This is a genomic window from Amaricoccus sp. W119 (assembly GCF_047275745.1).
In the GTDB taxonomy this organism is placed as follows: Bacteria; Pseudomonadota; Alphaproteobacteria; order Rhodobacterales; family Rhodobacteraceae; genus Amaricoccus.
Window position 1 is genome coordinate 1 of sequence record NZ_JBKQWU010000117.1, and the last position, 5,901, is coordinate 5,901.

Annotated in this window: 6 protein-coding genes and 1 pseudogene; 4 read left to right on the plus strand and 3 right to left on the minus strand. The window is 69.6% G+C overall.

The genetic code is table 11. The features are described from left to right. Nucleotides 1–150 precede the first annotated feature (150 nt). On the plus strand, nucleotides 151–2,292 hold the full coding sequence (locus ACLJK8_RS21820; RefSeq protein WP_413152540.1) for a glycosyltransferase: 2,142 nt from the start codon (nucleotides 151–153) through the stop codon (nucleotides 2,290–2,292). A gap of 8 nt (nucleotides 2,293–2,300) precedes the next feature. Here ACLJK8_RS21820 and ACLJK8_RS21825 read toward each other — a convergent pair whose 3' ends face one another. Then, nucleotides 2,301–3,200 carry a LysR family transcriptional regulator gene (locus tag ACLJK8_RS21825; protein WP_413152541.1) on the minus strand — a complete coding sequence of 300 codons (900 nt, stop codon included), beginning with the start codon at nucleotides 3,198–3,200 and terminating at the stop codon, nucleotides 2,301–2,303. A gap of 80 nt (nucleotides 3,201–3,280) precedes the next feature. Here ACLJK8_RS21825 and ACLJK8_RS21830 point away from each other — a divergent pair, with 80 nt between their 5' ends. After that, on the plus strand, nucleotides 3,281–3,607 hold the full coding sequence (locus tag ACLJK8_RS21830) for a hypothetical protein (protein ID WP_413152542.1): 327 nt from the start codon (nucleotides 3,281–3,283) through the stop codon (nucleotides 3,605–3,607). 130 nt (nucleotides 3,608–3,737) lie between these two features. Here ACLJK8_RS21830 and ACLJK8_RS21835 read toward each other — a convergent pair whose 3' ends face one another. Further along, nucleotides 3,738–3,860: a hypothetical protein gene (locus ACLJK8_RS21835; protein ID WP_413152543.1), complete on the minus strand. Its 123-nt coding sequence runs from the start codon at nucleotides 3,858–3,860 to the stop codon at nucleotides 3,738–3,740. A 27-nt stretch (nucleotides 3,861–3,887) separates the two neighbouring features. Then, nucleotides 3,888–4,748, minus strand: a complete 861-nt coding sequence (locus ACLJK8_RS21840; protein WP_413152544.1) for a DMT family transporter — start codon at nucleotides 4,746–4,748, stop codon at nucleotides 3,888–3,890. Between the two features lie 217 nt (nucleotides 4,749–4,965). Here ACLJK8_RS21840 and ACLJK8_RS21845 point away from each other — a divergent pair. Next, nucleotides 4,966–5,361: pseudogene (locus tag ACLJK8_RS21845) on the plus strand (GntR family transcriptional regulator); the annotation flags it as partial. 193 nt (nucleotides 5,362–5,554) lie between these two features. Then, the coding region (locus tag ACLJK8_RS21850) for an aminotransferase class I/II-fold pyridoxal phosphate-dependent enzyme (RefSeq protein WP_413152545.1) at nucleotides 5,555–5,901 on the plus strand (347 nt) is incomplete at its 3' end.

The window sequence follows — 5,901 nt, forward strand, 5'->3', positions numbered from 1 at the left end:
GCGGCCCGCGCCTTCGCGGTCGCCGAGATCGCCGTCGCGGAGGCGGCCATCCCTTCGGCGACCCCGGGGGCGATCGCCGATCCGGCCGGCTCCCGCCCCTGATCCCCGCGTCTGGTTCCACACCCCGAACTCCCGCCTCCGGTCGCCGCCATGTTGCTCCAGTCCCTCACCCCGCTCATCCCCCTGCTCCTGATCGCGGCCATCCGCCTCGCCATTCCCGACGGCGCGATCGAGCGGCGATGGGTCAGGCTCGCCGTCCTCGGCGGGCTGACCCTGCTGATCGGGCGCTATCTCCACTGGCGCCTCTTCGTGACGGTGCTTCCCGCGAATGACCTGAGCGCGCAGACCGCGCTCGTCTGGTCCATCTTCGCCATCGAACTCGTCGCCTGGTTCGACGCGGGCGTCGGCTTCCTCGCGCTTTCGCGCAAGACCGACCGGAGGGCCGAGGCGGACCGGCACGAGGCGCGGCTGCGCGCCGCGGACCCTGGAAGCCTTCCCGTGGTCGATGTGATGATCGCGACCTACAACGAACCGCTCGACGTGCTGGAGAAAACCATCATCGGCGCGGTCGGGATCGACTGGCCCAGGGACAGGCTCCGGGTCTGGGTGCTCGACGACGGCGACCGGCCCTGGCTCGAAGACTTCGCGCGCGAGATGGGCGCGGGCTATCTGACGCGCACCGGTAACGCCCATGCCAAGGCCGGCAACATCAACAATGGTATAGCCCAAACGAGCGGCGAATTCTTCCTCGTGCTCGACGCCGATTTCGTGCCGCGGCGGAATTTCCTCTACCGCGCCATCGGCTTCTTCGAGGACGACCGGATCGGCATCGTCCAGATCCCGCACAGCTTCTTCAACAGCGATCCGATGCAGTCCTCCCTCGGGATGCAGCGCGACATGCCCGACGACCAGCGCTTCTTCTTCGATGCGATCATGCCGGGGCGCGACGGCTGGGACTGCGCCTTCTGCTGCGGGTCGAACGGCATCGTCCGGCGCTCGGCGATCGCGGAGATCGGCGGCGCGCTGCCTTCGGGGTCGATCACCGAGGACATGCTTCTGACGCTGGCGCTGCTCCGGAAGGGCTATGTCACGCGCTACCTCAACGAGCGGCTGGCGATCGGCCTCGCGCCGGAATCGCTCGCGGCCTTCTTCGTGCAGCGCGCCCGTTGGGCGCGGGGCGCGATCCAGCTGCTCTATCTGCGCGAAGGTCCGCTCGGCCCCGGCCTCACGCCGATCCAGCGCGCCATGTTCCTGCCGACGCACTGGATCACCCAGAGCCTCAGCCAGATCGTCGCGATGTCGACGCCGGCGATCTATCTGCTGACCGGCCTCCTGCCGCTCCTGAACACCGATGCGAGCTCCATATTCAGCTATCAGCTCGCGGCGATCGTCGGCGCGGTCATGGGTGTGCGGCTCTTCGCGCCGTCGCAGTACAATCCGATCGCCGCGACCGCGCATGGCGTGCTGCAGGCCTTCCGGCTGCTGCCGACGATCCTCGTCACGCTGATCCGCCCGCATGGCCATGCGTTCAAGGTGACGCCGAAGGGCAAGGACGCGGGTGGTGGCGCGCGGATCGACCGGCCGACGGTGGTACTCGCGACCGGGCTCACGCTCGCCACCGCCGCCGGGCTGATCCTCAACACGAGCTTCGAATACCGGGTGATCGAGACCGGCGCGCTGGTCCCGATCGTTGCCTTCTGGGCGGTCTTCAACATGGTCATCATGACGATCGTGGCCGCCATCGCCGTCTCGCCGCCCGCGCTCCGCGCCGAGGAGCGGTTCGATCTCGACGAGCCGATCCGGCTCAGGACCGGCACGGCGCGGCTGACGGGCACGACGCGGGATCTCTCGCTCGCAGGGGCGGCGGTCACGGTCCCGGGCGGGGACCTGCCCGAGCGCGGTGACTGGCTCCTGGTCGGGATCGCCGGCGTCGGGCATCTCCCGGCCGAGATCATGCGCCGCGCCACCGGCGCGGGCGGCGAAACGACGCTTGGGCTCAGGTTCCATATCGAGCCCGGTCCGAAGCGCGTCGCGCTGATCGGCAAGCTCTTCACCGGGGAGCTCGACAATTCGCCGCGCGACATCCGCGCCCGGCGCGTGACCTTCGGACTGATCGGCAACGCCTTCGGCCGCGCCCGTCCCGGCCCGGAGCGGGCACAGGTCCGGGCCGCGCCGCCGGACTGGCTCCGCGCCCTCGAAGCCGACCACGGCGTGGCCGCCGAACTCGACAGATGGGCGGAGGATCTCGAAGCCGAACGCGCCGCCTCGGCCGCGCGGGATCGCGCCGCCTGAGCGACGGCTCAGAGCATCGCCCCCAGTTCGTCGAGGAACAGCCGCGTCTTGGCGGGGACGAGCCGGCCCGGCGGCAGCAGGGCGTGGATCGTCCCCTCGGTCGCTCCCCGCCAGTCGGGCAGGACGCGCAGCAGCCGCCCCGCCTCGATGGCCGCCGCGGCGAGCCAGTCGGGCGTGAGCATGATCCCCGCGCCGTCCGCGGCCGCCTCCAGCAACGCGTCCGAATTGTCGGACTGGATCGGCCCGCGCGGGTCGAGGCGCTCGACGGTCCCGCCCCGGGTCAGATGCCATCGCGGCCAGAATGCGTTGCCGGTGAACCCGAGGCAGGCATGATCCGCGAGATCGTCGGGCCTCGCGGGATGTCCGCGCGCTTCCAGATACGCCGGCGCCGCCACCAGGATCTCGTCATAGCTCGCAAGCTTGCGCATGGTGAGCGAACTGTCGCGCGGCGCGCCCATGCGGATCGCGAGGTCGATGCCTTCCGCGACGAGATCGACGCGTCGGTTGCTGAAACCGAGGTCGAGCCGGATGCCGGGGTAACGCTCGACGAAACCCGCCAGCAGCGGTGCCACCACACACGGGCCGAGACTGAGCGGCAGCGATAGCCGCAGGACGCCGCGCGGCGCCGCGGACATCTCCGCCGCCTCCGCCCCCGCCGCTTCGAGCTGCGCCATCAGGTCGCCGACCCGGGCGAGATACCGCTCTCCCGGTTCGGTCAGGCCGACCTTGCGGGTCGTGCGCGCGAAAAGCCGGATGCCGAGCCGTTCCTCCAGCCGCTGGACGCGCCGGGACAGGAGCGACGGGTCGAGCTCCAGCCGGCGCGCGGCGCCGATGAAGCTGCCCTCGGCCGCCACGGCGATGAAAGCGGCGATCTCGTCGAAGGAGGGTGATTGCGGACTGGTCTGCATGAATGAAGTGCATTCCGAGGCGATTATCGACGTGAGCGTAATTGCTAACTTCCTGCCATGCAAAGCGAAAGGATCACGTCATGAAAGCCAAACTCGCACTCGCCGCCGCCCTTCTCGGCTTCTCCGGCATCGCCGCGCAGGCGGAAGCGCCGGTGGCGCATCCCATCGACCTCGGTGGTATCGCGGGCGTCGCCTATTACACCGTCGAGAATGACGGCTACCGCGTCGTCGCGACTTTGGCGGAGGGCGCCGAGGCGCATCCGCTCAGGCTCGTGGCGACCCTGTCGCCCGACGAGGCAATCGTGCTCTCGACGCCCGGCACGGCCGGCGAGGCCGCGCGCGAGGTCGAGATCCGCCGCGACGCCGATGCTCTCAGCATCCGTGACCTGACCCCGGCGATGAACTGACCACAGGCGGGCGCGTCTACCAGTCTGGTGCGCGCCCGCCTGATTTCAGTTCGAGGAACTCCAGTTCATGGTGAACAGGGCCGCGGGCCGCGCCATGGCGGAGGGAGAGTGGCGGTTCGAGCAGGCGCGATCAGCGGCCGAAACTTTCCGGGCCCATCATCCGGGGCTCGTCCCGGCGGGTGGTGAGCGCACGGCTGTCGACGCGGAACAGTGCGCAGGCGGTGTTCAGAAGCGCGAGGAGGAAGCGGTCCATGTCGGTTCTCCTATTGCGGGGGATCATTCAGGTGAAGCGCTTCGCGCCGGCGACGCAGAGGACGACGGCGAGCGCGCAGGCGATCATCGGCCAGGCGATCGACTCGCCCAGGACGAGCGCGGCGAGGCCGAGGCCGAAGAAGGGCTGGAGGAACTGCAGCTGGCTGACGCCGGCGATCCCGCCGCGCGCGAGGCCGCGGTACCAGAAGAAGCAGCCGAGCAGCATGCTGAAGACCGCGACATAGCCGAGGCTGATCCAGCCCGGAGCCGAGATCCCGCCCCAGCTTTCCGGCCGCGTGACGAGCGCGAGCGCCGCCATCGCCGGGAGCGAGAGCACCAGCGCCCAGCAGATCACCTGCCAGCCGCCGAGCCGGCGCGAGAGCACCGCGCCTTCGGCGTAGCCGAGGCCGCAGGCGAGAACCGCCGCGACGATCAGGAGGTCGCCACTGAGCGATCCGCCATCGCTCTGCGAGAGCGCGAAACCGGCGATCGTCGCCGCGCCGAGCGTGGAGAACAGCCAGAAGACCCGGTTGGGCCGTTCGCCGCCCCGGATCACGCCGAAGAGCGCGGTGGCAAGCGGTAGAAGGCCGATGAAGACCATCGAATGCCCCGCCGTGACATGCTGGAGCGCCAGCGCGGTCAGGAGCGGAAAGCCGACGATGACGCCGAGCGAGACGATCATCAGCGGCCCGAGGTCGCGTCGGTCCGGCCGCGGCTGGCGCAGCGCGGCGAGCAGGAGCGCGCCGAGGAGCGCCGCGATCACCGCGCGGGCCGAGGTGAGGAAGGTCGGCGAGAAATCGGCCACCGCGACGCGTGTCGCCGGCAGCGAGCCGCTGAAGATCATCACCCCGAGGAGGCCACTGCCCCACCCTGCCATTCTCTGTTCCATCGCACCCTCGTCAATTCTCGCACATGAATAGACTCGCGGGGGCTGGCGCGGACAGATACAGACAAGTACAATTCTGACAAACCGTATGGGTGACGATACCCGCACAGTTCGGACAGGGAGGGGGCGGATGGACGGCGCGGAGATGACCAAGACCGAGACGCTGATGAAGGTCGTGCGCGACAGGATCGCCGGCCGCGCGCTCGCCCCCGGCGACCGGATGCCGTCGATCCGCCGTTTCGCCGAGACGATGGACGCCTCGCCCTCCACCGTGGTCGAAGCCTATGACCGGCTCGTCGCCGAAGGGGTGATCCGCGCGAAACGCGGCGCGGGGTTCTTCGTCGCCGGCGGCAATGTCCCGCCGATGACGGTGGCGCGGATGGGGACGCCCCGGCCCCGGAATGTCGATCCCTTCTGGGTCTCGCGCCAGTCGCTCGAATCCGACACGATGATCGCCCGGCCGGGCTGTGGCTGGCTGCCGGACGACTGGCTGCCCACGGCGGCGCTCCGCAAGGGGCTGCGCGCGCTCGCGCGGGCCGATGATCCGGTCCTGATCCGCTACGCGGATTCGGGCGGCGCGGTGGCGCTTCGCCGCTACCTGCTCGGGCGGCTCGCGGAGGAGAAGCTGCCGGCGGGGCCGGAGCAGATCATGCTCACCGGTTCGGCGACCCAGGCGATGGACCTGATCGGCCGGCTGATGCTCCATCCCGGCGACACGGTGCTGGTCGACGATCCCGGCTATTTCAATTTTCACGCGATGCTCCTGGCGCATCGGGTGAAGATNGGCGATGGACCTGATCGGCCGGCTGATGCTCCATCCCGGCGACACGGTGCTGGTCGACGATCCCGGCTATTTCAATTTTCACGCGATGCTCCTGGCGCATCGGGTGAAGATCGTCGGCGTGCCGCATACGCCGGAGGGACCGGATCTCGCGGGTTTCGAAGCCGCGCTGATCGCGGAGCGACCCAGGCTCTACATCACCAATTCGGCGCTGCAAAATCCGACCGGCGCCACGCTTTCGCCGCGGATCGCGCATCGGGTGCTGGCGCTCGCCGGCACGCATGATCTGACGATCGTCGAGGACGATACCTTCGCCGATCTCGAACCCGACCCCTCACCCCGGCTCGCGGTGCTCGACGGCCTCGACCGCGTGCT

Coding starts and splice junctions, on each gene's coding strand:
- ACLJK8_RS21820 (WP_413152540.1), top strand. CDS start 151: ATGTTGCTCCAGTCCCTCACCCCGCTCATCCCCCTGCTCCTGATCGCG.
- ACLJK8_RS21825 (WP_413152541.1), bottom strand. CDS start 3,200: ATGCAGACCAGTCCGCAATCACCCTCCTTCGACGAGATCGCCGCTTTC.
- ACLJK8_RS21830 (WP_413152542.1), top strand. CDS start 3,281: ATGAAAGCCAAACTCGCACTCGCCGCCGCCCTTCTCGGCTTCTCCGGC.
- ACLJK8_RS21835 (WP_413152543.1), bottom strand. CDS start 3,860: ATGGACCGCTTCCTCCTCGCGCTTCTGAACACCGCCTGCGCACTGTTC.
- ACLJK8_RS21840 (WP_413152544.1), bottom strand. CDS start 4,748: ATGGAACAGAGAATGGCAGGGTGGGGCAGTGGCCTCCTCGGGGTGATG.